The 24,206-nt window shown below is 70.8% G+C and carries 20 protein-coding genes; 7 read left to right on the top strand and 13 right to left on the bottom strand.

Annotated features, from left to right (window positions below; genetic code table 11):
• Positions 1-41: 41 nt before the first annotated feature.
• The gene (locus tag OG963_RS17675) at positions 42-461 is read right to left on the bottom strand and encodes an MGMT family protein (RefSeq protein WP_030915490.1); all 420 of its coding nucleotides are present in this window, start codon (positions 459-461) and stop codon (positions 42-44) included.
• A 233-nt stretch (positions 462-694) separates the two neighbouring features.
• On the opposite strand from OG963_RS17675, the gene OG963_RS17680 reads away from it, so the two are divergent.
• The 3 genes from OG963_RS17680 to OG963_RS17690 all read left to right on the top strand — a co-directional run bounded on the left by OG963_RS17680 (position 695) and on the right by OG963_RS17690 (position 6,903).
• Positions 695-3,529, top strand: coding sequence for a lysylphosphatidylglycerol synthase domain-containing protein (locus tag OG963_RS17680; RefSeq protein ID WP_093772727.1), 2,835 nt, complete (start codon positions 695-697; stop codon positions 3,527-3,529).
• Between the two features lie 99 nt (positions 3,530-3,628).
• Entirely contained in the window at positions 3,629-5,260 is a 1,632-nt protein-coding gene (locus OG963_RS17685) for an alpha/beta hydrolase (RefSeq protein WP_371799228.1), read from the top strand.
• 47 nt (positions 5,261-5,307) lie between these two features.
• Positions 5,308-6,903 (top strand): alpha/beta hydrolase, encoded by a 1,596-nt coding sequence (locus tag OG963_RS17690; protein ID WP_371799229.1) that lies wholly within the window; start codon positions 5,308-5,310, stop codon positions 6,901-6,903.
• A 96-nt stretch (positions 6,904-6,999) separates the two neighbouring features.
• Here the strand turns inward: OG963_RS17690 and moeZ are convergent, their stop codons facing one another.
• The 12 genes from moeZ to OG963_RS17750 form a co-directional block, all read right to left on the bottom strand.
• Complete coding sequence (moeZ, locus tag OG963_RS17695) at positions 7,000-8,178, bottom strand: adenylyltransferase/sulfurtransferase MoeZ (RefSeq protein WP_093772733.1); 1,179 nt, start codon at positions 8,176-8,178, stop codon at positions 7,000-7,002.
• A gap of 84 nt (positions 8,179-8,262) precedes the next feature.
• Positions 8,263-9,117 (bottom strand): spherulation-specific family 4 protein, encoded by an 855-nt coding sequence (locus OG963_RS17700; protein ID WP_093772735.1) that lies wholly within the window; start codon positions 9,115-9,117, stop codon positions 8,263-8,265.
• Positions 9,105-10,070 carry an NAD(P)-dependent oxidoreductase gene (locus OG963_RS17705; RefSeq protein WP_030915473.1) on the bottom strand — a complete coding sequence of 322 codons (966 nt, stop codon included), beginning with the start codon at positions 10,068-10,070 and terminating at the stop codon, positions 9,105-9,107. Before OG963_RS17705 ends, OG963_RS17700 begins: the two co-directional genes overlap by 13 nt.
• Positions 10,071-10,215: 145 nt before the next feature.
• Positions 10,216-11,652 (bottom strand): hypothetical protein, encoded by a 1,437-nt coding sequence (locus OG963_RS17710; protein WP_371800304.1) that lies wholly within the window; start codon positions 11,650-11,652, stop codon positions 10,216-10,218.
• A gap of 334 nt (positions 11,653-11,986) precedes the next feature.
• On the bottom strand, positions 11,987-13,768 hold the full coding sequence (locus OG963_RS17715) for a DUF3492 domain-containing protein (RefSeq protein ID WP_093773375.1): 1,782 nt from the start codon (positions 13,766-13,768) through the stop codon (positions 11,987-11,989).
• 190 nt (positions 13,769-13,958) lie between these two features.
• Complete coding sequence (locus OG963_RS17720; RefSeq protein ID WP_319736606.1) at positions 13,959-15,647, bottom strand: ABC transporter ATP-binding protein; 1,689 nt, start codon at positions 15,645-15,647, stop codon at positions 13,959-13,961.
• Positions 15,644-16,633 carry an ABC transporter permease gene (locus OG963_RS17725; RefSeq protein ID WP_030915463.1) on the bottom strand — a complete coding sequence of 330 codons (990 nt, stop codon included), beginning with the start codon at positions 16,631-16,633 and terminating at the stop codon, positions 15,644-15,646. The genes OG963_RS17720 and OG963_RS17725 overlap by 4 nt, the downstream gene beginning before the upstream one ends.
• Complete coding sequence (locus tag OG963_RS17730) at positions 16,630-17,613, bottom strand: ABC transporter permease (protein WP_093772739.1); 984 nt, start codon at positions 17,611-17,613, stop codon at positions 16,630-16,632. The genes OG963_RS17725 and OG963_RS17730 overlap by 4 nt, the downstream gene beginning before the upstream one ends.
• A gap of 2 nt (positions 17,614-17,615) precedes the next feature.
• A complete protein-coding gene (locus OG963_RS17735) occupies positions 17,616-19,340 on the bottom strand; it encodes an ABC transporter substrate-binding protein (protein ID WP_093772741.1) in 1,725 nt (574 codons plus the stop codon).
• A gap of 230 nt (positions 19,341-19,570) precedes the next feature.
• The gene (locus tag OG963_RS17740; protein WP_319328797.1) at positions 19,571-19,666 is read right to left on the bottom strand and encodes an Ms4533A family Cys-rich leader peptide; all 96 of its coding nucleotides are present in this window, start codon (positions 19,664-19,666) and stop codon (positions 19,571-19,573) included.
• 167 nt (positions 19,667-19,833) lie between these two features.
• Positions 19,834-21,234, bottom strand: a complete 1,401-nt coding sequence (locus tag OG963_RS17745) for a DUF3152 domain-containing protein (RefSeq protein ID WP_093772743.1) — start codon at positions 21,232-21,234, stop codon at positions 19,834-19,836.
• An 8-nt stretch (positions 21,235-21,242) separates the two neighbouring features.
• Complete coding sequence (locus OG963_RS17750) at positions 21,243-22,208, bottom strand: alpha/beta fold hydrolase (RefSeq protein ID WP_093772745.1); 966 nt, start codon at positions 22,206-22,208, stop codon at positions 21,243-21,245.
• A 110-nt stretch (positions 22,209-22,318) separates the two neighbouring features.
• Between OG963_RS17750 and OG963_RS17755 the strand changes: the two genes are divergently transcribed.
• The 4 genes from OG963_RS17755 to OG963_RS17770 all read left to right on the top strand — a co-directional run bounded on the left by OG963_RS17755 (position 22,319) and on the right by OG963_RS17770 (position 24,198).
• On the top strand, positions 22,319-22,534 hold the full coding sequence (locus OG963_RS17755) for a hypothetical protein (protein WP_030915448.1): 216 nt from the start codon (positions 22,319-22,321) through the stop codon (positions 22,532-22,534).
• A gap of 168 nt (positions 22,535-22,702) precedes the next feature.
• Positions 22,703-23,344, top strand: a complete 642-nt coding sequence (locus OG963_RS17760; protein WP_030915445.1) for a TetR/AcrR family transcriptional regulator — start codon at positions 22,703-22,705, stop codon at positions 23,342-23,344.
• A 124-nt stretch (positions 23,345-23,468) separates the two neighbouring features.
• On the top strand, positions 23,469-23,696 hold the full coding sequence (locus tag OG963_RS17765) for a DUF3107 domain-containing protein (RefSeq protein WP_030915442.1): 228 nt from the start codon (positions 23,469-23,471) through the stop codon (positions 23,694-23,696).
• Between the two features lie 232 nt (positions 23,697-23,928).
• Positions 23,929-24,198: a hypothetical protein gene (locus tag OG963_RS17770; RefSeq protein WP_093772749.1), complete on the top strand. Its 270-nt coding sequence runs from the start codon at positions 23,929-23,931 to the stop codon at positions 24,196-24,198.
• Positions 24,199-24,206: the final 8 nt, after the last annotated feature.

Consider the following 24,206-nt stretch of genomic DNA (forward strand, 5'->3'; position numbering starts at 1 on the left):
GTCCCGGCTGCTCCCGTCGTGGGATCGAATGGCGGAAGCTGTCAGGTGTGAGCTTCTCCGTCGACGCCCTCGGCCCCGCCGTGACCACCGGTCACGCCGTCCCACCGTGCGCGCTTCATGTCGAGGCGCGGTATGTGACCCTCCGCGCTGCGCGACGCCTCGCGCAGCGGGGTGCTCTCCTCGCGGTAGTGGTCCAGCGCCCGCAGTTCGTGGCCGGGCAGCAGCGCCCCGTCGGAGCGCACCACACGCCACCACGGCGCAGCACCGCCGTACAGCGCCATGACCCGGCCGACCTGGCGCGGCCCGCCCTCGCCCAGCCATTCCGCGATGTCCCCGTACGTCATGACACGGCCGGGTGGGATCAGGTCGGCTACATCGAGCACGCGCTCCGCGTACTCGGGCAGCTCGTCGGGCGCACGTTCGTCCCTCGCTCCGTCGTCGCCCGTCCGGTGTTCGCTCATCCGACCCATGGTGCCGTACGCCACCGACAGCCCGGCCCGGATCGCGAACGACCGCTGCGTACACACCCGCTCACCGAGTGTGCACGAAGGAGCAAAGGAGCGTATCTTGCCCATCGCGCGACCGTGCAATGCACCCTGATGCCCCCCTCTGTCTCCAGGCCGTGCCACCATCATGCGGGCGGTGACCGGTGATACGAGAACACGAAGACCAATCAGAGGCGAAGGAGCAGGGCGTGCAGCCACCGAAGGCGGCGGACGCCTCTGATGCCGAGCCACGCCCGGACGAAGGCCAGGACCGGGCTCAGGCGCCGGCGCAGAAGCCGGAACCGGAGCAGAAGCCGTCATCCGGGACGGAGCGCGAGCGGAAGCAGGCGCGCGACCAGGAGCCTGCTCTGCGGGCCCGCCCGCACCATCTGGTCGGCTCCACCCTCTCCACCGTCCGCGCGGCCGAAGAGGCCGACCGTGTCTCGGGGGACGAACCGTTGCTCCCGGCGCGTGTGCACCGCCCCTCCGACCTCATGCGGGTCCTCATCGGCGTTCTGGCGATCGCCGTCCTGTTCTCCATCGCCGCGTTCGCCCACGGCACGACCACCGGTCTCGAGAACGACATCAACAAGGGCACGGACCAGGCGCCCGACGTCCTGATCAAGATCGCCGGTCTCGTCTCCAGCATCGCCGTGCTCCTCGTACCCGTCGCCTTCGCCATCGAGCGACTGATCAAACGCGACGGGCTGCGGATCGCGGACGGGGTCCTTGCCGCCGTGCTCGCGCACGGGGTGACGCTCGCCACCGACCTGTGGGTCGCCAAGTCCGCCTCCGGCACCATCCAGGACGCCCTCACCCAGCCGCAGCCCGGTGCTGCGCTCACCGATCCCGTCCACGGCTATCTCGCGCCGGTCATCGCCTACATGACGGCGGTCGGCATGGCGAGACGGCCGCGCTGGCGGGTCGTGCTGTGGGTGGTACTGCTGCTCGACGCCTTCGCCATGCTGGTCGGCGGCTATACGACACCGTTCTCGATCATCCTGACCGTGCTGATCGGCTGGACCGTGGCCTACGGCACGCTGTACGCGGTCGGCTCGCCGAACGTCCGGCCGACCGGCCAGCATCTGATGGCCGGTCTGCGCCACGTCGGCTTCCGCCCGGTCACCGCGATGCGCGCCGACGACGCCTGCGACTCCGGCGACCAGAGCGACCGGGGACGCCGCTATCTGGTCTCCCTCGAGGACGGTCCACCGCTGGACGTGACGGTCGTCGACCGGGAACAGCAGGCCCAGGGCTTCTTCTACCGGGTATGGCGCAGACTCACCCTGCGGGCCTTCACCCAGCGCCGCTCCATCCAGTCGCTGCGCCAGGCCCTGGAGCAGGAGGCGCTTCTCGCCTACGCGGCGATCGCCGCCGGGGCCAACGCCCCCAAACTGATCGCCACCTCCGAGCTCGGTCCCGACGCCGTGATGCTGGTCTACGAGCACATCGGCGGACGCTCCCTCGACGCGCTCGAGGACGTGGAGATCACCGACGATCTGGTGCGCGGTGCCTGGCGGCAGGTGAAGGCGCTCCAGTCGCGGCGGATCGCGCACCGCCGGCTCACCGGCGACGCCATCCTGGTGGAGCCTTCCGGCACGGTGTTCGTCACCGATCTGCGCGGCGGGGAGATCGCGGCCGGTGACCTGGTGCTGCGGATGGACATCGCCCAACTGCTCACCACCACCGGTCTGCGGGTGGGCGCCGAGCGGGCCGTCGCGGTCGCGCTCGACGTACTCGGTCCCGACGCCGTCGCCAACTGTCTGCCGCTGCTCCAGCCGATCGCGCTCAGCCGCTCCACCCGGGCGGCGCTGCGCAGGCTCGCCCGGGAGCGGTCGCAGCGCGAGCGGGAGGCGGTGCTCGAGGCGTCGGACGCCGCCAAGCGTGCCAAGGCCCAGGAGTCCGAGGTCTCGGAGGCGGAAGGGGCCCCCTCGGTCCCCGCCGACCGCAAGGCGCTCCGTAATGAGAAGCAGGCGGAGAAGCGCGCCGAGAAGCGGGCGATAGACGATGCGCTGGACGAGGCCCGCGAGGAGGATCTGCTGACCCAGATCCGCCGTCAGGTGCTGCTGATCCGACCGCAGGCGCCCGTCGAGCCGGTTCGGCTGGAGCGGATCAAGCCGCGCACCCTGCTCAGCTTCATCGCCGGTGCCATCGCCGCGTACTTCCTGATCTCCCAGGTCACGGAGGCCGACTTCGGTGCGGTCGTCGAGCAGGCGGAGTGGGGCTGGGTGGCGGCGGCGCTCGGGTTCTCGGCGCTGAGTTACATCGCGGCCGCGATGAGCCTGCTGGGGTTCGTCCCCGAGCGGGTGCCGTTCGGCAAGACCGTGCTGGCGCAGGTGGCCGGCTCGTTCGTGAAGATCGTCGCGCCGCCCGCGGTCGGTGGGGTGGCGCTGAACACGCGCTTCCTGCAGCGTTCCGGGGTGCGCCCGGGGCTGGCCGTCGCGAGTGTCGGCGCCTCGCAGCTGTTCGGGCTCGGCTGCCATGTGCTGCTGCTGGGCGCCTTCGGCTATCTGACCGGTACCGAGAAGACCCCGTCGTCGCTCACCCCGTCCAGGACGGTGATCGCCGGACTGCTGACCGTCGCGGTGCTGGTGCTGGTGGTCACCGCGATCCCGTTCCTGCGGAAGTTCGTGGTGACGCGGGTACGGTCGCTGTTCGCCGGAGTCGTACCGCGCATGCTGGACGTCGTGCAGCGGCCGCAGAAGCTGCTCACCGGCATCGGCGGCATGCTGCTGCTGACCGGCCTGTTCGTGATGTGTCTGGATGCGTCGATCCGGGCGTTCAGCGGCCCCGACGTACCGCAGCTCAGCTACGCGAGCATCGCGGTGGTCTTCCTCGCCGGCAACGCGCTGGGTTCGGCGGCGCCGACGCCCGGCGGCATGGGGGCGGTCGAGGGTGCGCTGACGCTGGGGCTGATCGCGGTCGGGCTGCCGAAGGAGGTCGCGGCGCCTGCCGTGCTGCTGTTCCGGCTGATGACGCTGTGGCTGCCGGTCCTTCCCGGCTGGCTCTGCTTCAATCACCTCACCCGAAAGGGTGCTCTCTAGGGGCTGTCCCGGCTCACGGATCCGGTCTGCGGACGCTGCCGCCACCCGCTTGGACCGGCGTCCCGCGCGCGGTCCCGCACCCCATCGCACGATGGAGCAATGAGGACCCCCCCTTCCCTGCGCGCCGCGGCCCTCGCCGCAACCGTGACCGCTCTGCTACCCCTCGCCGCCTGTTCGGACGGCGGCGACGGTGCGGCCGACACGGACCGCACCCGGAACTCTCCGCACGCGGCGAACGCCGCCGACACGTCGATGCCGGCCGACCTGACTTCCCAGAAACTGGAGTGGAAGCCCTGCCCCGCCCCATCCGCGGCACAGGGTGGCGGCGCCGCCCCCACCCCGCTCCCCGGTGACACCGCCTGGCAGTGCTCCTCCATGAAGGTCCCGCTCGACTACGCGAAGCCGGACGGCGACACGATCGAACTGGCGCTCATCCGCGCCAAGGCCATCGACCAGAGCAAACGAATCGGCTCACTCATCCTCAACTTCGGCGGACCCGGCGCTTCCGGCGTCGCCACGCTGCCTCAGTTCGGCACCACGTACGACAAGCTCCGGGCCCGCTACGACCTGGTGAGCTTCGATCCACGCGGGGTCGGCCGCAGCGAGGGCGTGAAGTGCGAGAACGACAAGCAGCTCGACGCGCGCTTCGAGAGCGACCTCACCCCGGACGACGCCGCCGAGGTGCAGGCCTACGTCAACGAGCAGAAGAAGTATGTGGCGTCATGCAAGAAGAACTCCGGTTCCGAACTCCCCTACGTCGGCACCACCAACGCCGCACGCGACATCAATCTGATGCACCAGGTGCTCGGTGACGAGAAGCTGCACTACCTCGGCTTCTCCTACGGCACCGAACTGGGCGGCGTCTACGCCCACTTGTTCCCGAAGAGCGTCGGCAGAATGGTGCTCGACGCGGTCGTCGACCCCACCGAGGACACCGAACAGTCCTCCCTCGGCCAGGCGCAGGGCTTCCAGCTGGCTCTGGACAACTTCGCCAAGGACTGCGTGAAACGCGGCGCCGCCTGCAAGCTCCCCGGCTCCACCGGGAAGGAGGTCGAGCTGTGGATCGCCGAACTACTCCAGCGGTTGGAGAAGACGCCGATCACAGGGCTCGGCACGCGGAAGCTGACACAGTCCCAGGCCATCACCGGGATCGCGGCCTCCCTCTACTCACGGCAGACCTGGCCGTTGCTGGAGGAGGGGCTCGACGAGGCGGACGGCGGCAACGGCGCGCTGCTCCTGGCCCTCGCCGACTCGCTGAACGGCCGCGCCGACGACGGTCGTTACGACAACTCCACGGCCGCCAACACGGCCATCAACTGCGTCGACTCCAAGCAGCGGTTCAGCGTCGACGAGACGAAGGCGAAGCTCCCGGCGTTCCAGAAGGCCTCGCCGATCTTCGGTGACTATCTGGGCTGGGGTCTGCTGGCATGCACCGGCTGGCCGGCGAAGGGCGCCTGGGACACCCCGGACGTCAGCGCTCCCGGCGCGCCCCCCATCCTCGTCATCGGCAACACCGGAGACCCGGCGACCCCGTACGAGGGCGCGAAGGCGATGGTCGACGCACTGGGCAAGGGTGTCGGGGTGGAGCTGACGTACGAGGGTCAGGGACACGGCGCGTACAACACCGGCGACGCCTGTGTGCAGAAGGCCGTGGGCGACTATCTGTTGGACGGCAAGGTTCCGGTGGCCGGTACTGTCTGTCGCTTAGAGGCTGACGGCGGCGACAAGTAGCACGCGTCGCGCGCCGTCGCACAGGCACAAGGGGGAGGGACGTACAGGTGGTTCACCATGCTCGCGCCGGGGCGCTGGCCGCTGCCGCACTGCTGCTGACGGGAGTGCTCGCGGGTTGTGACGGGGGCACGGACGCGAAGGCGGACGGCAAGGCGGGCCGCGGTGCGGCCTCCTCGTCCACCGGGGCGTCCGGGGCCGCGTCCGACGGTTCGGACGGGAAGCCGGGCGCGCTGCCCGCCCTGCCCACGGTCCTCACCTCCCAGCGGCCGGTCTGGAACCGCTGCAAGGCAGTCGGGGGCGAGAGCGCGCCGGCGTCCGGCTGGAGATGCGCGACGGTCAAGGTGCCGTTGAACTACGCCGAACCGGCAGGCGACACGATCGGGATCGCGCTGATCCGCAAGGAGGCCCGGGACAAGGGCCGTCGGCTCGGCTCGATGCTGTTCAACTTCGGCGGCCCTGGCGGCTCGGGCGTCTCGATGCTGCCGCGCGCCGCCGGGTCGTACGGGAAACTCAACACCCGCTACGACCTGGTGAGTTTCGATCCGCGCGGGGTCGCGGGGAGCTCCGGGGTGAAGTGCCGCACCGACCGGGAGCAGGAGGACGCCAACCGGGAGATCGATCTGACTCCGGACACGGCGGCGGAGGAGGCGGCGTTCATCAAGGACGGCGCGGACTTCGGTGCCGGCTGCGAGCGCAGCTCGGGCAAGGTCCTCCCGTACGTCGGTACGACGAACGCCGCGCGGGACATGGATCTGATCCGCGAGGTGCTCGGCGACAAGAAGCTCACGTACTTCGGCATCTCGTACGGTACGGAGCTCGGCGGTACGTACGCGCATCTCTACCCGAAGAACGTGGGACGCACGGTCCTCGACGCGGTCGTCGACCCGACCGCCGACACGATCGGGCACGCCCGCAACCAGGCGACCGGCTTCCAGCGGGCGCTGGAGAACTACCTCAAGGACCGTGGCCAGGACCCGAAGGCGGGCACCCGGCGCATCGCCCGGCTGCTGGAGCGGATCGACGGGAAGCCGCTGCCGACCGGCTCGGGCCGCCCGCTCAACGAGACACTGGCGATCACCGGCATCGTGACGCCGCTCTACTCCAAGAGCAGTTGGCCCGTTCTGACGCAGGCGCTGGACGAGGCCGAGAACCAGGGCACCGGCAATCTCCTCCTCCAGCTCGCCGACTCGTACAACGGCCGTGACGAGAACGGGCACTACGACACCCAGAGCCACTCGCAGCGCGCCATCTCCTGCGCGGACAGCAAGCTCCGGCCGACGGCGGGCGACGCGAAGGCGCTGCTGCCCGAATTCCGGAAGCTGTCCCCGGTCTTCGGCCCGTTCCTGGCGTGGGACACGGCCGGCTGGTGTGCCGACTGGCCGGTGAAGGGTGAGCACGACACCCCGGAGGCGAGTGCCCCGGGCGCCGGTCCGATCCTGGTCGTCGGGACGACCGGTGACCCGGCGACGCCCTACGAGGGTGCACAGAAGATGGCGGACGAGCTGGGCAAGGGCGTCGGCATCATGCTCACCAACAAGGGCGAGGGACACGGCGCCTACGGCGAGAGCGCGTGTGTGACGTCGACCGTGGACGCGTACTTCCTGGACGGGAAGGTTCCGGCGAACGGCAGGACCTGCTCGTAGAACAGGTCGACGGACAGGGCGAAGGGGCCGGCCCGCGCAATGCGGACCGGCCCCTTCGAAGCGTTCAGCCCCCGCACGGAGGCTCGGCACAACGGCTCAGTACACCGGCTTCTCGGGCTCGATCTGGTTGACCCAGCCGATCACGCCGCCGCCGACATGCACCGCGTCGGCGAAGCCCGCCGACTTGAGGACCGCGAGGACCTCGGCGCTGCGGACACCGGTCTTGCAGTGCAGGACGATGCGCTTGTCCTGCGGGAGGTCCTGCAGGGCGTTGCCCATCAGGAACTCGTTCTTCGGGATCAGCTTCGCACCGGGGATCGAGACGATCTCGTACTCGTTCGGCTCGCGGACGTCGATGATCTCGATCTTCTCGTCGGCGTCGATCCACTCCTTGAGCTGCTTCGGAGTGATCGTGGAGCCGAGCGCCGCCTCCTGGGCCTCCTCGGACACGACGCCGCAGAAGGCCTCGTAGTCGATGAGCTCGGTGACGGTCGGGTTCTCGCCGCAGACCGCGCAGTCCGGGTCCTTGCGGACCTTGACCTGGCGGTACTGCATCTCCAGGGCGTCGTAGATCATCAGTCGGCCGACCAGCGGGTCACCGATGCCGGCGAGCAGCTTGATGGCCTCGTTGACCTGGATGGAGCCGATGGACGCGCAGAGCACGCCCAGCACGCCGCCCTCGGCGCAGGACGGAACCATGCCGGGGGGCGGCGGCTCCGGGTAGAGGCAGCGGTAGCAGGGACCGTGCTCCGACCAGAAGACGGACGCCTGTCCGTCGAAGCGGTAGATCGAACCCCATACGTACGGCTTGTTCAGCAGCACCGCGGCGTCGTTGACGAGATAGCGGGTGGCGAAGTTGTCCGTGCCGTCCACGATCAGGTCGTACTGGGCGAAGATCTCCATCACGTTCTCGGCTTCGAGCCGCTCTTCGTGAAGGACGACATTCACATACGGGTTGATGCCCAGGACCGAGTCCTTGGCGGACTGGGCCTTGGACCGGCCGATGTCGGCCTGGCTGTGGATGATCTGGCGCTGCAGGTTCGACTCGTCGACCTCGTCGAACTCCACGATGCCGAGCGTGCCGACACCGGCCGCGGCCAGGTACATCAGGGCCGGCGAGCCGAGACCGCCGGCGCCCACACAGAGCACCTTCGCGTTCTTCAGCCGCTTCTGTCCGTCCATCCCGACATCCGGGATGATCAGGTGGCGGGAGTACCTGCGGACCTCGTCGACGGTGAGCTCAGCAGCTGGCTCGACCAGGGGTGGCAGCGACACAGGAACCTCAACAATGCAGGTGGTCGGTTTCTACGTACTTCATCTACGTACGGTTGTTCACCCGTAACACTGCCACGCTCCTCCTCATTCCGAGATACCCGGTCCGATCCGCGAGACGATTTCGTCCCAGTACCCGGGCAGCGCCGCGAATGGATCGGTTTGTCCACCATGATCCGTGCGAATCGTGCGGTCGGTGAAGAAGATCGTCCCGGCCCCCTGCCAGCGGGCGATCCGCATGGCCTCTTCGAGGTGGGTGCGCGGGACGCCGTGCACGAAGTGCGCGAAGCGGTCCGGCGGGTAGTCCGCGGTCCACTCCGCCACCTGCGACCAGCGGTAGTCGGTCCATGCCCCGGAGAAGGTGACCAGCTGGTCGGCCGTCTCGGCGTAGCCGGGATACGGGTGGGTCCCGTGCCCCAGCACGAGCAGCCCGCTCCCGATCTCTTCGTCCCCGCTGTCCGCGCGGTCCTCGCCCTCCTCCAGAAGCGCGGCGAGTGTGCTGGTGAGGCGGCGGACCGCCGGAAGGTCGGCGCGCTCGGCCGGACACCGGTCGAGATAGAAGCCGTCGACGCGGTACCAGTCGAGGAAGGACTGCGCGTCGGCGATCAGCTCGCCGAACGGCCGGTTGCCGAAGGTCAGATCGAGATGGCCCAGCAGCAGGCCGCCGCCCGCCCGCACGGCGTCCTGCGCAGCCCCGTCGTGCACGGCCCGTTCACGGGCGTTGCGGAGCCGGCCCGCCGCCTCCAGACAGTGCGGGTCGGGCCGGGCGCCGGGGCCGTTGTCGATGTTGAGGACCGCCCAGTGCAGCGGGGTGCCGGAGCGGGTCAGCTCGGCCCACTCGGTGGGCGCGAGCAGCGGGTGCGCGTACCCGGGGACGCCGAAGCCGAGCTGCTCGGCGCCACCGGTCCGGCGGGCGGTACCGGCACGGGTCAGATGCGGCATGCCGCCTCCATCCAGATGTCGGCGAGGGACTCCTCCAGATTGATCCGGGGGCGCCAGCCGAGCCGGTCGCGGGCGGTGCGGACGTCCGCCTGCTGCCAGGCCCCGCAGCCGTCCGGGTACGGGGACGGGGTCGCCGAGAGGTGTTCGATGACGGACTCGGCGGAGGTGCGCGGGGCGCCGATGGGGAGCCGGGCGGGGGGTGTGTCCAGCTCGTGCAGGGCGCCCGGGTAACCCGCGACCTTGGCGAGCACGGCGGCCGCGTCGCGCAGCCGCACGGCCCGGCCGGTACCGATGTTGACGACGCCCTGCGCGGCGGAGAGCGACGCGGCGTGCACGGCGCGGGCGACATCCCGTACGTCGACGAAGTCGCGCTGCACGCCGAGGCCACTGAGTTTCAGCTCGCCGTCGCCCGACTGCATGGCACGGCGCATCGCCTCGGCGAGCCGGCCCAGCGGTGAGCCGGCCGGGGTGCCGGGGCCGACCGGCGAGAAGACCCGCAGCACGACCGCGTCGAGGCCTGAGCCGAGGACGAGCTCGGTGGCGGCGAGCTTGGAGACGCCGTACGGGCCGCCGGGGCGCGGCACGGCGTCCTCCGCGGTCGACGAGCCGGGCTGCGAGGGTCCGTACTCCGAGGAGCAGCCGACCTGGACGAGGCGGGCGCTGCAGCCGCTGCGGCGCATCGCCTCGCAGACGGTGGCGACGGCGACGGTGTTGTGCCGGGTCAGATCGCGGGCGCCGCCGCGGGTGGCGCCCGCGCAGTTGACGACGACCCCGGGGTGGACGGCGTCCAGGAAGCGGGTGAGTGCTCCTGGGCTGCCACCGGCCAGGTCGAACCGTACGTCGGCGTCGTCGCCGCGGCCGAGCGCGGTCAGGTGCACGGCGGGGTCGGCGAGCAGCCGGTCGGCCACGAACCGGCCGAGGAATCCATTGGCTCCGAGCAGCAGAACCCTCATCGTGTGCCCCCTTCGTGCCGACGGCGGGCTGCCGGTGCGGGGGATTGGGGGGTCATGTCCGGTGTCTCCTTGGGGAGGTTGCGAGCGTTACGGGACAGGCACCCGCGGCGTCGGCTCCGCGGGGTTCGTGCGGGGTCGTGCGGGGTTACGGGCGGGTGTGGGCGGAGGCCCTGGAGAGGGCGACGGTGGCGTGGATCAGCAGCCCGAGCGCGGCTGCGCCGCAGGCGATGGCGGGTACGGCGCCGGTGCCGGCCGCCGCTACGACGGTGTAGACGGGCTGGGCGGCGAAGTGCAGGCCGGGCAGCCGTCCGGCCAGGACCAGGGCGGGCGCGACCGCTTCTACGGCGCAGGCTGCGGCGAGTCCGGTGGTGGCGGGCTCGGGGAAGCCATGGACGGTCAGCAGCCGGGCCAGCAGGAGCAGGACTCCGAGGGCGGCGGCCGCCATCGGGGCGCCGCCGCCTCCGTATCCGAGGTCGGCGAGGTGGAGCAGCCCGATGAGGACGCACAGGAAGAGCCCGACGGTCCCGAAGAGCAGGGGGCGCACACCTGCTGCGAACTCCTCCAGCGCGCGGCTGCCGGCGAGTTTGCGCTGTGCGTGCACGGAGAAGAGGTGCGCGCACCAGGCGGCCGGGGCGACGGCGAGCGCGAGCCCCAGGAGGGGTGCGGGGGTGATCGCCCAGGGCCCTTCGGGACCGCCGCTGAGGACCTGGTCCAGAAGGGCTTCGCCGTACAGGACGTACCCGAGAAGCCAGTACCCGTAGACCGCGGACGCGGCCGACGCGCGCCCTTCGGGGGCGTGCAGGGGGCCGCTCCGCAGGCACAGGCCGAGGCCGAGGAGCGCGACCAGCGCCCCGACAAGGGCCACGGTGAGCCGCGCACCGCCACCGAGCACCCCGTCGGTGAGTTTCAGGACGACGGCGGTCGCGGTGCAGGCGGCGCCGGGGAGCAGCGCGCGGAGCGACCAGGCGGCGCGCGTCTCGATGTCGCGCATCGGTGCGTGCGCCGTCCGACCGGGCTCGCCCGCGACGGCGGGTACCCGCGCGTAGAGCTCCTCGGCGAGCGAGAAGACGTCGCGGTGCCGGTAGCGGGCGGCGGTGCGGTCGGTGACCCCGTGGGCTTCGAGCCCGGCGGCGATCTCCAGGGGATCGACCGCGCGTTCGCAGAGCTCGCGGTGCCGGTGCATGAGCGTTTTCACGGGGTCGACGGGCCCACGCCGGGCCGCGCTGGGCTTGCGCGCGGAGACGGCGGGGGTGTGTGCGATCTCGGGAGCGCGGGAGACGTGGTCGGGCTCGGCGTGGGCCGTGGCCTTGACCTCAGCCGCTTTCGGCTCGGGCTCCGGCCCGTCGGTGCGCAGGCGGTCCTGGGTACCGGTCGCCTGAGGCGGGTGGACGGATTCGGCGGGCGGGGGTGGGTTCCGATCCGGGTCCGGGGCCCCGTGCGGATCTGCGGCCGGATCCGGCTCCGCGGTCCAAGAATGGTCTGCTTCCGGACTGCCGGCGGTGTCCGGCGCCTGGGGCGTCGGCGGGTCCGCCTCCGAGGCGTGCGGGCCTTCGCTCCGGTCCGAACTCCCGTCCCGCCCCATGAAATGCCCCATGACCGACGCCGGCCACCCCTTTCCGGAGAGGCCGGGCACCACCGACGTACGCCGCTTCCCGGTGAGGCCCGGCACCACCGGTGCCCGCCCCGGCCCGGATGCGGGCAGGCCCCGAGCCGGTGCGGAGATCTCCGCGCCCCGTGTCTCGGAGACCAGTGCCTCCGGGTGGGAGTCCCAGCTCGTGTCGGGCATCGGTGTGCCCGAGGCATCAGGTGCCTCGGTCGGGCGGCCGCCCATGGGGGTTCCTCCGTGTTCTTCGCCAAGTCCGCGGGGCCGGTCGACGGGTGTACCCCGCCGGCCCGCCCTCGTGTCCGTCTCCTGCTCACACATCGCCGTCCCCCGTTCGCCGGGCGCCCGCGCACACGCCCTCGGCGGCCCAGCTCGGGGTGCGCCCGGTGGTGAGCGGGACGGGGGCCGTCCAGTTGCCCAGCACATGGGCCTCCGGCGGTGTCGCGAACGGGCGTGGGGCGCCGTCCGCGTTCAGCGCGTGCGTGTCTCTGCGCACCGGAGCGTGCGAGATCAGCTCCAGGTAAATGCCGCGAAATGCCGCGAGGTTCTGTTCGACGGTGAAGAGTTCGAGTGCCCGGGCCCGAGCCGCCGCGCCGAGGCGTGCACGGCGCTCGGGGTCGCGCAGCAGCGTGATGCAAGCGTCGGCGAGCGCCCGGGGGTTGCGCGGGGGCACCACCAAGCCTGTACCGCCGATGACTTCGACGACGGCGCCGACGTCGGTCGACACCGTGGCTCGTCCGCAGAACATCGCCTCGACCAGGCTGATCGGGAAGCCTTCGACCACGCTGGAGAGGACCACGATCCCGCCCGCCGCATACGCCTCCGCCAGGTCCGGCAGTTCGGCGTCGCCGATGTCCTCGAAGGAGACCGGGTTGTCACCGATGGCGTGCGCGTCGGCGGCCTCGTCGGGGAAGAGCTGGGCGGCGAGCGCCCGGCACTGGGCGAGGTATGTGGCGCCTTCCGCGCACGGCGCCGGTGCGCCGATGATGCGCAGCCGCGCGTCCGGTTCGGCCTTCCGCACCTCGACGAATGCGTGCAGCAGCGCGACCAGGTCCTTGGAGGGTTCGATCCTGCCGACCCAGACCAGCGTGTCGGGTCCGCCGTCGTCGCCGCTCTCCCCGAGCGCGGCGAAGCGGGCCGCCTCCATCCCGGGGTAGACGGTGCGCACCTTGGCCCGGTCGGCGCCGCACCGTTCCTGCCAGCGGCGGGCATGCGTATTGCCCGGGGTGATGAGCGCGGCCTGCCGGTACACCTCGGTGGCGAGCCGTCCGAGGAAATTGGCGAGGAGGGCGCGTACCGGCGCACTCAGCGGCGTGCCGGTCGCGGCGAGGTAGTGCGCCCGCAGCTGCACACCGTGCTCGGTGACCAGCAGCGGCACCCCGAAGAAGCGTTTGGCCAGCAGACCGGGCAGAGCGGCGGCTCCGCCGGACGTGGCGTGGCAGAGGTCGACCGCGCCGAGGCTCTCCTCGTCGTACCAGTCCAGGGAGAGCGGACGCAGGACCCGGTCCAGCTCCGCAGCGAAGGCGAGGAGGTCAGGAACGGTCGCGGTCTGGACGGTGCGACCGGTGCCGGGGGCGCGACAGGCGGCTTCGAGTACGCGGACGGCGGTTTCGGAGCGGAGCGCCGCGGGTAATCCGCCGTGTTCACGGGCCAGTTCGGCGAGTCCGTACAGCCCGTCCGTGAACTGCGCGTCGGCAAAGTCGGAGGCACCCGCGCGCCGTACGCCGTCCGCGTCGTCGCGCGTCGTGTCCGCCGTGCAGATGGATGTCGCGAGCGCCGTGAAGTGCGCCGTGAAGCGGCGCCGTTCGCGACGTCCGTACGATCGCCCGCCCCCGCCGGTCAGCAGCCGGGCGAGCAGCCCCTTGGGGGCGTGGCCGCCCAGGATGTCCTCGTCGGCCATCCACAGCGGCGCCGTCCGCACCCGGCTGACCTGGGGCGGGAGCTGTACCCAGCCCTGCGCCTCCTGCTCGGCGGAGCGGCTGAGCGCGTAGAGATCGAACTCGTGCGTCAGTCCGCGCACCAGACGGTCGCACCAGAGTCTGGACTCACCGGTCGCATACGGATAACCACCGTCGGTGAGGAGTCCGATCCGCACGAGCACACCCCCGATCTCCCTTGTGGGCGGCCGCCGTTGAAATGGCGACTCGCAGCGGGACGACCGTAAGCGGATACGCCGGTGGCGCGATGGACGGTTGTCCATCGCGCCACCGAAAGGGGTGAACCGTCGTAACTTTCCCACCCCGGTAGCGTTCCGTCGCGCTATGAGGGTGAACGGTTACGCAGGGTCAGGCTGCGGCCAGCTCCTTGCGGGCCGTGCGGCGCACCGCCGCGAGCGCCGGATCGAGGGCTGGCACGGCGGCCAGCAGCTGCCTGGTGTACGGATCCTGGGGCGCTCCGTACACCTCGTCGACACTGCCCTGTTCGACGATCCGGCCCTGCCGCATCACCGCGACCCGGTCGCTGACCTGCCGCACGACCGCGAGGTCATGGGCGATGAAGACCAGTCCGAGGCCGAGTTCGCGCTGGAGCTCGGCGAGGAGTGCGGTGACCTGTGCCTGGGTGGTGACGTCGAGCGCGGAGACCGGTTCGTCGCAGACGATCAGCCTGGGGTCGGCGGCGAGCGCGCGGGCGATGCCGACGCGCTGGCGCTGTCCGCCGCTGAACTCGTGCGGGTAGCGGTCGTACCGGTCGGGGTCGAGGCCGACGCGTTCCAGCAGCTCCTGGACGCGCGCCCGGATCCGGGGGTCGTCGAGCGCGCCCGCCGCGCGCAGCGGATCGGCGACGGATTCACCGATCGAACGGCGCGGGTTGAGTGAGGCGACGGGGTCCTGGAAGACCATCTGGAGCTCGCGCCGGTGCGGGCGCAGCGCCTTGTCCGACAGCGATCCGATCTCCGTGCCCCGGTAGTGGAGCCGGCCCGCGGTCGGGTCGAGGAGGCGTACGAGCATCCGGCCGAGGGTCGTCTTGCCGCTGCCGCTCTCGCCGACGATGCCGAGCGTCTCGCCGGGGTGGACGGTGAGCGATACGCCGTCCACGGCGGTGACCCGGCTGCGGCCCCGTCCGAATTCGCGTCGCAGATCGATGGCTTCGAGCAGCGGCTCGCCCGTCCGCGCGACGCGGGACACGGCGGAGTCGGGCCTCGGATCGCCGTCGTCCGCGACACGAGCCGCCGGAACCGGCTCCGGGCGCTTCGCGTCCACCCGCGGTACGGCGGCCAGCAGTTCGCGCGTGTACGGCTGCCGGGGAGCGCCGAGCACCTCGGCGACCGGCCCGCGCTCCACCTCCCGGCCCGACTGCATGACCAGCACCTCGTCGACGCTCTCCGCCGCGACGCCCACATCGTGGGTGACCAGCAGGAGCCCCATGCCGGTCTCCCGGCGCAGGGAGTGCAGCAGGTCCAGGATCTGGGCCTGGACGGTGACGTCCAGAGCGGTCGTCGGCTCGTCGGCGATCAACAGCCGCGGCTCGCAGGCCAGCGCCATCGCGATCAGCGCACGCTGCCGCATCCCGCCGGAGAACTCGTGCGGCCGGGACCGTGACCGCCGCACCGCGTCGGGGATCCCGACCCGGTCGAGCACGTCGACGGCCCGCGCCCGCGCCGCCCGCCCGGAGGCGCGCGTGTGGACCCGGTACACCTCGGCGATCTGGTCACCGACCGCGTAGTACGGGTCCAGCGAGGACAGCGGGTCCTGGAAGACCATCGCGGCCTTCGCCCCGCGCAGCGCCCGCAGTTCCGCGTCGTCGGCCGCCTGTACGTCCACGCCGGCAACCCGGATCGAGCCGCCGACCCTGGCGCCCGTCCCCCGGTGGAGCCCGAGCAGGGCGTACGCCGACGCGCTCTTGCCGGAGCCCGACTCGCCGACGACGCCGAGCGCGGCACCCTCCTCCAGCGTGAAGGACAGCCCGTCCACGGCCCGTGCACCGTCCGCGCCGTCGAAGGAGATGGTCAGATCGGAGACCTCGACCAGACTCATGCCAGCACCACCCGACGGTCGGCCATCGCCTGCAGGATGTCCGCGACGGCATTGGCAAGGACGACGAAGAAGCCGGTGACCAGCACCAGACCGACGACGACCGGAAGGTCGACGTTCTTCACGGCGTCGACGAGTTCGCGTCCGACGCCGGGGATGTTGAAGAGCGACTCGGTGAGGACGGCGCCGCCGAACATCGAGCCGATGTCCAGTGCGCCGAGCGCGATCACGGGGCCGAGCGCGCCGCGCAGCGCGTGCCGCCCGACGAGCTTCCGCTCGCTCACCCCGTACGCCCGGAAGGTGCGCACGTGGTCCTCGGCGAGCGTCTCCAGCATCGACGCCCGGGTCATCCGGGCGTACGGAGCGGCGGAGACCAGGGCCAGGGAGACCCAGGGCAGCAGCAGGTTCCAGGCCCACTGTTCCGGGTTCTCGGTGAGCGGTACGTAGTCGGGGAAGGGCAGCAGCTGCAGTGCCGAGCAGAAGACGATGATCAGCAGCAGACCGATGACGAAGACGGGCGTGGCCATGCCGGCCAGGGTCAGTCCGGTGAGGAGCCGCTCGGTGGCGCGGCCGCGCCGCCAGACCGAGAGCAGTCCGGTGCCGACGCCGAGCACGATCCACAGCACGAAGGCGCCGATGGCGAGTGAGGCGGTGGCCGGGAGCTTGGTCAGGATCATCTGGGTGACCTGCTCGTCGTTCTGGTAAGAGCGTCCGAGGCAGGGTGCCTGGCAGTGCAGGATTCCGGTGCCGGTCGAGTAGTCACGGCCGGCGAAGATCCCCTGGAGGAAGTGCGCGTACTGCAGGTACAGCGGGTCGCCGAGCCGCAGTTGGTCGCTGACCTGTGCGACCTGGGCGGGCGAGCAGCGCGGACCGCAGGCGATCTGTGCCACGTTGCCCGGGGCGACGTAGAAGGCGGCGTAGACGACGACGCTGAGGGCGAGGAGCACGAAGAGCGCCCCGCCGATGCGCCGCAGCAGGAACCGGCTCATGCTCCGGCCTCCTTCTTGCGTCCGGTGCCGATCCGCAGCCGGGAGGCGACGCGCGGGTCGAGTGCGTTGCGGACGCCTTCGCCGAGGACGGTCAGCGCCAGCACGGTGATGAAGATCAGCAGGGCGGGGATCAGCAGATAGGTGGGCGCCGCCTGGTACCAGGTGTCGGCGTCGCTGAGCATCTGTCCCCAGGACGGCGTGGGCGGTTTGATGCCGACGCCGAGGAAGGACAGCGCCGCTTCGACGACGATGTTGCCGGGGAAGAGCAGCACGGCGTAGGTGATGACGGGAGCGGCAAGCGCGGGCAGCAGCTCGCGCCGGGCGATCCGCATGCCGCCCCAGCCGCTGAGCCGGGCGGCCGCCACATGGTCGAGCGACTTCAGCGCGAGGGTCTGGGCACGCACGATCTTGGAGATGCCGGACCAGCCGACCAGGCCGACGATCGCGGCGATCAGCACCGGACGCGGGAAGTCTGCGGGGACGACGGCGAGCGCGCCGAGCGCGATCACCATGACGGGCAGGGCGACGACGACGTCGGTGACGCGACTGAGCGCCTGGTCGACGAGGCGGTTGCCGAGTCCGGCGGCGAGCCCGACGGTCACACCGATGATCACCTGGAGCAGAGTCGCGGCCAGCGCGACGCCGAGCGAGACCCGGGCCCCGTACACGACGCGGGCGAAGAGATCGCGGCCGGTGAGCGGCTCCACGCCGAGCCAGTGGTCGGCACTGATCCCGCCGAACGAACCCAGCGGTACGCCGCCGGTCGCGGAGTCGACGAGGTTAGCGTGGTAGGTGGTGGGGTCCTGGCCCTCGATGCCCGCCAGCAGCGGGGCGGCGAGCGCGACCAGGACCAGCAGGGCGACGATCACGGCCGCCACGGTGGCGGAGCGCCGTGCGCGCAGCCGCCGCCAGAACGAGGAGGCCCCGGAGGCGGGGGCCTGCACGGCCCCCGCCTCCTTGACCAGCAGAGCTTCGGCCATGGCTACTTGACCGCGACCTGCGAGATGTCGAGTACACCGGTCCAGTCGCTGATGACGACGTTCTTGACGGACTCGCCGTACAGGCGCTTGTAGACGGGGTGGAACAGCGGCACGGTCACCGCCTGCTCACCGACCTTCTTGTCGAGTGCGCCCCAGCGCTTCGCGGCCGCGCTCAGGTCGGTCAGCTTGTTGATCTCGTCGATCTCCTTGTTGACGGAGGCGTCGTCGAGCTGGGAGGCGTTGAAGTTGTAGCCGTTCTTGACGATCTGGCGTCCGTCGAAGATCGGTGCGAGGAACGGACCGCCGGACGGCCAGTCGGCGCCCCAGCCGGTGAGGAAGAAGCCGGGCTCGCTCTTCACGTTGTAGATCTTGTCCGAGTACGCGTTGGACTCCAGCCCCTGGAGCTTGACCGTGATCCCGGCCTTCTTCAGCGCCTCCTGGATCGCGGTGGCGATCTCCGGGCTGGTGGCGAAGTTCTTGTCGTTGGAGTGCGTGAGGGTGATGGTCAGGCCCTTGGCGTAACCGGCCTCCTTCAGCAGCTCCTTGGCCTTGGCCGCGTTGCCCGTGCTGCCGGCCGGGAAGGCGTCGTACGCGGTGTGGCCGAAGGACGCCTGCTCCGGCAGGAAGGTGGTGGCGGGCTCGGCGAGCGAGGAGCCACCGGCCGCGTTGACGACCGAGGTGCGGTCGACGGCGTACGAGATCGCCTGACGCACCTTCGGGTTGTCGAACGGCTTCACCTTCGGGTTGAAGGCGATGTAGTTCGTGTAGCCGAAGTGGCCGGTGCCGACACGGGCGGCGAGCTTCTTGTCGCCGGTGACCTTGGCGAGCTCGGCCGGGCCGAGGTTGGTGTCGGTGGTGACGGCGGCGGCGTCGGCGCCGCGGGAGGCGGAGAGCCGCTGGTTGATGACGGCCGAGTCGAGCCCGGAGCGCACGTCGATCCGGTCCGGGTACGCCTTGCGCTCCTCGTCGGTCGCGGCCGACCAGAACTTGTTGCGCTCCAGGACGAGGCGCTCGCCGTCGCCCTCGTTCTTGACGACCTTGTACGGACCCGAGGAGATGGGGTGGTTCTCGTACTTCGTGCCGGTGTCCTTGGCCTTCGGTACGGGAGTCGTCTGGGTCTGCGTCGCCAGGTAGGGGAACTCGCCCTCCGGCTTGTTGAGATGGAAGACGATCGTCTTCGCGTCGGGCGTCTCGATCGAGGCGAGGCCCTTCTTGTCCTTGTAGGGACCCCGGTAGTCGGCGCCGCCGATCAGCCAGTCGCGCAGATAGGGCGCACCGCCGGAGAGTTCGGCGGCGAAGGAGCGCTCGATGCCGTACTTGATGTCCGCGCTCGTGATTGCGGTGCCGTCCTCGTACTTCAGGCCGTCCTTGAGCGTGTACGTCCAGACGGTGGCGTCCTTGCTGGGCGTGCCCAGGTCGGTCGCCAGGTCGGGGACGACCTTCGCGCCGGCCGCGCCGGCCTCCCGGTTGCGGGTGGTCAGCGTGCGGAAGACCAGGGACGGGACGTTGCCGCCGCCGGAGGTGTAGAGCCGCGCGGGGTCGAAGTCCTCCTGCGCGGCTCTGTTCAGGACGGTGAGCGTGCCGCCCTTGGCGGGCTTGCCCGTTGCGCCGGAGCTGCCGTCGCTGCCCTTGTTGTCCTGGGGCCCGCACGCGGCGGCGCCCGAACCCACGACGAGAACCACGACGGCCGCTGCCACGCGGCGCGATATGACGGACGGTTGACGCATCGGAAGATGACCTCTCGGAGTGCTGCTTGCGGTGAAAACCGGATGGTGGGTCCGTGCAGGCTGCAGCGAGGTTGGGGTGGAACGACCGGTCGGAAAGCGAAAAGGGGACCGGAACACCGAAACTGCCGCGCCTGCGGACGTGAGAACGCCGGGGCGCGGCAGTCGGGAAGGGCCGTTCGGAACCGAGACCAGAGCTCGGAGAAAGGGGCCGACGCGCGCTCAGGCAGGTGTCAGCAACAGTGAATGTCGGCGACGCTGTGCCCGGTCACGCCGATGAGCGCCAGCACGATGGCGGCGCGTTCGGAGGTGACAAGGCTGCGTGACATGCCGAGAAATATGCGCGACCGCATCGGCGATGTCAACGTTGAATGAGATATTGGTCTCAAATACTGGACAGCGTTTCGGACGGCCGCCTGCCCGGCCCGGTCGCGGGCCTCAGCGGCGGTCGATCAAGGGGTGACCGGGCAGAAGCGGACCGAGGCCCCACTCCGGCTCAACGGGCCGGGTAGACCCAGGGGTTGGGGCGGCACTTGATCCCATCGATGTCCAGGGACTTGGTCTGCTGCTGCATCACCGGGGCCAGCGCACCCGGGGTGCGGCATGTCACATGGTCGTGCCCCAGCCGGTGGCCGACCTCATGGTTGATCAGCATCTGGCGGTAGGCGAAGAGCTTCCCGGGGCCGAACGTCGACGACCCCTGCGCCCAGCGATAGGCGTTGATCATCACGCGCTCGGTCGCCGCGGAATCACACGAGACATTGTCCTCGGTCGTATCGAGGCCCGACTTCTTGCACCAGTCGCCGGTGGTCCCCGGGCTGGCCAGCGTGATCACGAAATCGGGGTCACCCGAAGAGATCCGCTCAAAAGTCATGGCACCGTCGTGCGCCCAACTCCGGTCGTCATTGAGGGTTTTCTGAACGGCCTCGGCGAAAAGACCGGCATCGAGACCGAGACCCTTCTCGACATCGATCCGATAGCGGTACTTGTGCCCGCGGCCCGGAGCCTTCGCCTCGCCCGGGACGACCTGGAAGTGTCCGGAACCCTGGAGGTCCGGGGCGAGCGGATAGCCCTTGGCCATCTTCTCCCCGTACGAAAGGGCCTTGACCGCGGCCGGTTCGGGCGTCGGCCGGTCGTCCGAGCGGGAGGAGATGTCGTGGCCACTGTCCCGGTCCACGCCCGTCGGCGCGGCGGCACCGACCCGCGCCCCACCGCCGTCATGGGTGACCTGCCCCGCGACGACGACCGCGAGCACGGTGGTCACCGCGGCTGCCGCGATACCGGTGAAGGTACGGCCCTTGGTGCCCTTGCCCTCCTTGGGGTCCGGGGCGGTGCCCGGCACCACATCCCCGGGGGGCCGCTCGTCCCACTCGACGACCGGGCCGAACGGATCGGCCGGCGGGGCGGACGGGGAGCGCGGTGCGGGTGGCGTGAGCGATGCGGGGGGTACGTCGAAGGCGTCGACGAACTCCCGCCGCGGCCCCGGTATCAGCGGCCGCTCACCGGTCGCCTGCTGCTGGGACATCGGCTGAGGGCGCTGCGGCATCGGCGACCGCTGAACCGTCGACTGCTGCGGGGCGGCCGGCCGAGGTGCCCCCGGTCGCCGTCCTTGGCCACCGGCATCGGCCCGGGCCGGGATCTGCCAGTCGCCGTACCGCTGCCGCGTTCCGGCCCCCCAGCCACCACCCGGTTCACGCGGTTCGGGATGGCCGCCGCGCACCTGCGGAACCCCCTGGAACGGGGTGTGCCCGTCCGTGCCGGGCGGCGCGTCGGCGGCTCTCCTGCGCCGTCCGTTGCCGGGCTCCGGCCGCACCCCCTCACGACCGCCCACCGCCTTCGCGGCGGCATCGCTCTCGGGTCCCTTGGGTGGAGGGCCCTTTCGGCTGTGTCGTCCCACGCCCCGGATCAGCTCCCGCCGCGTTCGTCGAGCAATTCCCGGAACGCCTGGGCGACCGTCTCCGGGTACTCCATCATCGCCACATGCCCGGCATCGGGCAGTGTCAGCAGCCGCGAATCGCGAAAGGCCGCGGACGCCCTGCGTGCCATCCGGTACGAGACGAGCTGGTCCCGTCCGCCGTACACGAGCTGAGTAGGCGCGAGCACGCGCTCGGCCTGGCGCCACAGCCCGTGCTGCCCGCCCAGCGTGTAGGCATCGACGATGCCACGTGCCGAGCGCGTCATCGCGTCCCAGAAGTACGGCAGCTCCAGCCGTCGCTCCATTTCGGCCACCGCATCGCGGAAGCCTTCCTCGGAGACACGTGCCGGATCGCCGTAACAGAGTGCCATGACTCCGCGGGTGCGTTCTTCCGCGGTCCAGTCCTTGCTGAGCCGGATGAACAGGGATGCGACACCCGGAACTGCGAGCAGTGCGGTCGGTACGGCGGGCCACTGCACCCGGAGCTCGGGCAATGCGGGCGAGACCAGGGTGAGCGTGCGCACCAGATCCGGGCGGACGGCCGCGACCCGGGTGGCCACTGCGCCACCGAGTGAATTGCCGAAGAGATGAACGGGTCCGTGCTCCTCCGCGTCGAGGAGCCGGATCACCGCACGGGCGTGCCCGGTGACCGAGTAGTTGCCGTCGTCCGGCGGCGGGGAGTCCCCGAAGCCCGGCAGGTCGACCGCCTCGCCGTCCACCACGTCCTGGAGCAACGCCATCAGAACCGACCAGTTCTGCGAGGAACCGCCGAGCCCGTGCACATAGAGCGCGGGCGGCAGTCCGGACCGCTCCGGCGGGCGGGTGCGCACGTTCAGCGTCAGCCCGGGCAGCGCCACGGAGCGCAGCTTCTCCCCCTCGGCGACCCGGACGGGGCTCACCGTGGGGGCCACCGCGGCGGCAGCGGAGCGGGCTCCCGGCAGCTCGGTCGAAGACATGCGGCAATGTTACGAGACGATCACACCGTGGTTCGTGTGTTCGCCGTCACAGATCGCATAGCGCCATGAAGGGGTAGCTCCTACGCTCGAAGCTAAGGAAGGGAGTCACCATGACGGTCGACCCCAGCGACCCGGAGACCTTCGAAGACGTTCAGCCGGACGAAACGGACCAGGAGACGCCAGAGGCGGATGCCGTCGAGCAGCATGCCGACCTCCAGCAGAAGAGCGACGATCCGTTGACGGACATCGACCGGGCCACCGCAAATGAGGCAGATGCGGCCGAGCAGCACCGCGTCGTCGCGCAGGACGAGGACGACTACCGCTGATACGTCCCGTTTTGCCGTGCGGTTCGAAGAATCTGTGGCTACCGCAGCGGTCCGGTCCGTGAAATTCTGCGTCCGCGCCGCGCGCACCCGGGTTACTCAAAAGTACGATGGCCGAACGGCGCAGCGCGTACGCAACGACTGCGTTCGATCACAATTTTGGGAGGCGGCGTGACAGCCATCGAGCAGACAGAGGCGGCGCGCCCGCGGGGTACTCGCCTGCCTCGCCGCGCCCGACGCAACCAGCTGCTGGGCGCCGCGCAGGAGGTCTTCGTCGCGCAGGGTTACCACTCCGCCGCGATGGACGACATCGCGGAGCGGGCCGGTGTCAGCAAGCCGGTGCTCTACCAGCACTTCCCGGGCAAGCTGGAGCTCTATCTGGCCCTGCTCGACCAGCACTGCGAGTCGCTGCTGCAGGCGGTCCGCACGGCACTGGCGTCGACGACGGACAACAAGCTGCGTGTCGCCGCGACGATGGACGCCTACTTCGCGTACGTCGAGGACGAGGGCGGCGCCTTCCGACTGGTCTTCGAGTCGGACCTGACGAACGAACCGGCGGTACGCGAGCGGGTCGACCGGGTCTCGCTGCAGTGCGCGGAGGCGATCTCCGACGTCATCGCGGGTGACACAGGGCTGTCCAAGGACGAGTCGATGCTGCTCGCGGTGGGCCTGGGCGGTGTCTCCCAGGTGGTCGCCCGGTACTGGCTGTCCAGTCAGTCGGCGATCCCGCGCGACACGGCGGTGCAGCTCCTCACCTCGCTGGCCTGGCGCGGCATCGCCGGGTTCCCCCTGCACGGCATCGATCAGCACTGACCGTCCGGCCTTGTTCGCTGCGGGCGTGGCCCGCCGACCCCTGGCAGCTCCCCTCACCGGGCTAATGTGTGAGTCGTACGGCGCGGCTCACGCGCAGAGGACTGACCGTCGGAGGGACATAGCCGTGGAGGTCAAGATCGGCGTGCAGCACGCACCCCGGGAGATCGTTCTGGAGAGCGGGCTTTCCGCCGAGGAGGTCGAGAGCGCGGTCGCCGAGGCTCTCACCGGCAAGGCGCAGCTGCTCAGCCTCACGGACGACAAGGGCCGCAAGGTCCTGGTGCCGGCCGACCGGGTCGCCTACGTGGAGATCGGCGAGCCGAGCACGCGGCGGGTCGGGTTCGGCGCACTGTAGGAGCACGCTCGACGCGAGGCAGTGAGAAGCGGCCCGGCGGGGGTCCCCCCGCCGGGCCGCTTCGTCGTTTCGCGCTGCTCACGGCCACCGGAACCTGTGCGACACCTGTGCGAAAAATCTCGCAGGAGGGTTGCATTCCATGGCCCACGGGTAGGACCGCCTACGACCGATTTGCCCCCACAGCTCCACGAGCAGGGGATATCCCCCTCCGCAACCCGCGAGGTGAACGTCTGTGATCTGGGAATCCCTCGGTTCCGCCGTGCTCGGACTCGCCCTCGCCTGGGCGGCGCTCCGTTCGCTGTCGGGTCGGCTCCCGGCCCGTCGTACCGTCTTCGCCACCGGCACTTTGGGTGCCCTGTTCGGCGCGTATCTGACGCACTCGGTGCTGGGGCCGGGCCATGTCCTGGCCACCCTGATCGGCGCGGTGCTGATCGGGGCGGTGACGCTCTCCCTGCTGCTCCGTCCGGGAAGCCGCCGCCTGAGCCGATCAGCGGCGGCCTGACCTCGTAC

Source organism: Streptomyces sp. NBC_01707, from assembly GCF_041438805.1.
GTDB lineage: Bacteria > Actinomycetota > Actinomycetes > Streptomycetales > Streptomycetaceae > Streptomyces.

Bases quoted from the DNA above. Each gene is read 5' to 3' on its own strand.
- OG963_RS17675 (WP_030915490.1), bottom strand. From the start codon at position 461: ATGAGCGAACACCGGACGGGCGACGACGGAGCGAGGGACGAACGTGCG.
- OG963_RS17685 (WP_371799228.1), top strand. From the start codon at position 3,629: ATGAGGACCCCCCCTTCCCTGCGCGCCGCGGCCCTCGCCGCAACCGTG.
- OG963_RS17700 (WP_093772735.1), bottom strand. From the start codon at position 9,117: ATGCCGCATCTGACCCGTGCCGGTACCGCCCGCCGGACCGGTGGCGCC.
- OG963_RS17705 (WP_030915473.1), bottom strand. From the start codon at position 10,070: ATGAGGGTTCTGCTGCTCGGAGCCAATGGATTCCTCGGCCGGTTCGTG.
- OG963_RS17710 (WP_371800304.1), bottom strand. From the start codon at position 11,652: ATGGGGCGGGACGGGAGTTCGGACCGGAGCGAAGGCCCGCACGCCTCG.
- OG963_RS17720 (WP_319736606.1), bottom strand. From the start codon at position 15,647: ATGAGTCTGGTCGAGGTCTCCGATCTGACCATCTCCTTCGACGGCGCG.
- OG963_RS17725 (WP_030915463.1), bottom strand. From the start codon at position 16,633: ATGAGCCGGTTCCTGCTGCGGCGCATCGGCGGGGCGCTCTTCGTGCTC.
- OG963_RS17730 (WP_093772739.1), bottom strand. From the start codon at position 17,613: ATGGCCGAAGCTCTGCTGGTCAAGGAGGCGGGGGCCGTGCAGGCCCCC.
- OG963_RS17735 (WP_093772741.1), bottom strand. From the start codon at position 19,340: ATGCGTCAACCGTCCGTCATATCGCGCCGCGTGGCAGCGGCCGTCGTG.
- OG963_RS17740 (WP_319328797.1), bottom strand. From the start codon at position 19,666: ATGTCACGCAGCCTTGTCACCTCCGAACGCGCCGCCATCGTGCTGGCG.
- OG963_RS17750 (WP_093772745.1), bottom strand. From the start codon at position 22,208: ATGTCTTCGACCGAGCTGCCGGGAGCCCGCTCCGCTGCCGCCGCGGTG.
- OG963_RS17755 (WP_030915448.1), top strand. From the start codon at position 22,319: ATGACGGTCGACCCCAGCGACCCGGAGACCTTCGAAGACGTTCAGCCG.